Source organism: Candidatus Neomarinimicrobiota bacterium (assembly GCA_034716895.1).
In the GTDB taxonomy this organism is placed as follows: domain Bacteria; phylum Fidelibacterota; class UBA8477; order UBA8477; family JABMPR01; genus JABMPR01.
The window spans coordinates 1-2,733 of the sequence record JAYEKW010000138.1; the positions used below are offsets into that span (position 1 = coordinate 1).

General features: G+C 45.8%; 2 protein-coding genes. Both read right to left on the bottom strand.

Annotated features, from left to right (window positions below):
* On the bottom strand, nt 1-1,546 hold a 1,546-nt coding region (locus tag U9Q77_08865), incomplete at its 3' end, for an SUMF1/EgtB/PvdO family nonheme iron enzyme (protein MEA3287468.1).
* The coding region (locus tag U9Q77_08870; protein ID MEA3287469.1) for a M20/M25/M40 family metallo-hydrolase at nt 1,546-2,733 on the bottom strand (1,188 nt) is incomplete at its 5' end. The genes U9Q77_08870 and U9Q77_08865, both read right to left, overlap by 1 nt.

Consider the following 2,733-nt stretch of genomic DNA (forward strand, 5'->3'; position numbering starts at 1 on the left):
AAATGTGCAGAGAATCATCCCAGAAACCGGCGGCGCGCACCCACTCTGTTTCTGTAGGTAATCTGCCACCAACATAATCAGCATAGGACACTGCGGCATGCCAACTTACATGGGTCATGGGATAATTCTGACGATTGGGAACTGCTGTGAAGATACCCTTCTCATCGTTGAGCATATCACCTGGATGATGGGCATCAAAATGACAGACCAGGTTTCCCGCAGTATCCACAACTTGTCGCAATTCCTTTTCAACCTGATAGTCACCCCTGCCCAATTTGTCGTTGATAAAGGAGGTAAATTCTGCAATAGTGACCTCTGTTGCAGCCATTTTTAGTGCTTTAATCGCCACAGTCCTGCCCCGATACACGAAATTGGCAGCAGGAAGCTCTATCACTGCCGGGTCTGGTCGGTGATCCTCACTATCAACAAGGTTAGCTTTAAGGGGGTATAGTAATTCAGTATGAATGCGGGTAAAGAATTCACCAAATAGCTTTGCTGTATTGGCACGATCGACCGGGTCGAACCGCATTGAATTAGGGGTTTCCATGTGCAGACCGCGAATGGTATTGTTTCTCTGCAAAGTCCCATACATTCGGGTTCCCAATCCGGTATACCAGAAACCAAAGGTCTGACCATTTATGACGTACTCCTGGTGTTCAGGTAGATTTCCAAAAACTAAAAGGGGCGTTGTGTCAAAGTATTTCTTACTTATCTCATTGAACCAGCTAATCATGGTTCGATACTCATTCTGTGTAAAACCGGAGCCATAAGCCTCAATCACTTCCCGATTAATACGCTTGCCCTCGGTATCTTTCATTTTCAGGTCATGACCATGGAAACTGCACAGAAAATCCAGGGGCTGCCCTGGTTCTACTTCTGCAGTTTTCCGAATAATATCTTCATAGGAATGGTAAACACTGTCAATCTCATGACTCCAAATCCGCTCCCGAATGGTCCACTGTCCATCTGCCCGAGGTGCCTTACCCAGAGGACGATTGGCATCAAACCAGTGGCCCAAAAAGGTGAACCGTGGATAGTAGAAAGCTGAAGTTGGCATACCATAATCTTTGGTAAGCGCCTGAACGATTTCCCCGGTAAAAAGGTCACAGTCTCCGTGGGGAGCTGAGATCACAAAATGTCCCCATTGCTCAACATCACCTGGGTATGATTCACCATGCATGTTCAATCTCTGCACCGGAATAGTTGGCTCTGAGGCCTTGGCCACCAGGACTTTATGCGCCCCGGATCTCAGATTATGTTTAGCCAGCATAAAGCGGTTCATCCCGATGACAGTGGAATCATAACTATATGGATACACATTCGCCTGGATGGCAAGATCATCGATGATAACATCCACAACATCACCCAGATCAAGTCCTAACACGGCCATGCTATCAACATTCAAGAACACACCTGGATCCAATTGCAACGCTCCAGCGGGTTGATATTTCACTGTTGAATAAGTCTGAACTGGTTGATCCTGACAGGCAACGATGAGAAGAAATACTATTCCTGCTAAAACGATTGATTTTCTAATTACGCTCATTACACCAACTCCCCTGCTGTATGTCTATTGGTTTTTCTTTTAAATAATTCATCCTCACAAAAATCCAGTAAGGTATTATACATTGGAATAATGCCATCGATACGGGCACACTCATTCGGTTCATGAGCGCCTGTTCCTGGCATTTTTACGATGATGATCTCATCCATGGCATCTTTGAAAAACTTGGCATCTGAGCTGCCATTATCTTTTTTGATCTGGAAAGACCGTCCAAAATTGCGTTCTGCAACAGTAATAAATTGTTGATAAATCTCATGTTGGTCATCTACCTCAAGCCGCTCAGCAACATTGATCATTTCCAGGGACAATTCAGGGACCAGTGCTTCCAACTCGTGAAATAGCTCAGTATAGGACAGATCGTCGATAAAATTGATCCCCAATGTCATCTGAGCTTGATAGGGCAACCCGGAAGGATGCTGTTGGGTTTCGATCTTACTGATGCTGAAAGTGGTATGCCAGTTATCCATATCATTTGCTACGCGATGATCTTTAAAGCGGGCCTGGATCCGGTTGAATCCATCCAGCAGCACTTGAGCGGCATTGGTTCCTTCCCAGGGATAGGCAGGTCGACCTGGTTGAGTCTCAGCAGTCATGGTAAATCTGAGAATCCCCTTGGAGCCAGTTACCAGGGCATAGTCCACGCCTGCATCCCCATTGATCAACAGTCGACTCGAGTAGCCTGCCTGAACGAATTCTTTCGCACCGTTAACACCGCCTACTTCTTCGTCACAACTAAAGTAGCAGCCAATGCTCAAGTCAGGATGCTCAGCATGAAGATCAAGCATGGCCTGGATAGCCACTGCATCGAAAAGTTTCATGTCAACTGAACCACGTCCGTAGAGATATCCGTCCTTAATTTCTGGAATAAACTGACTCGCATAACCTGCCACTACATCCAGATGACCATTAAATAGGATATCAGGTCGTTTGGTGGCCTCAGTCGTTACCAGAATGGATGGTACACCATTGAAGGTGAGTACCTTTACAAAATAATCAGATCCGGAAAATAGATCCGCTACATAATCGACAACAGCCTCGAGTTGATCAGGGCGATCTGCAGTGGATTGAAACCGGATCAGATCCTGGACAATATTGAGAATTTTGGTCTGGGTAGAGACGAGGAATGCCTTGTCTTTACGGCCCGAGGTGTTTCCATTTTCTATCATGAT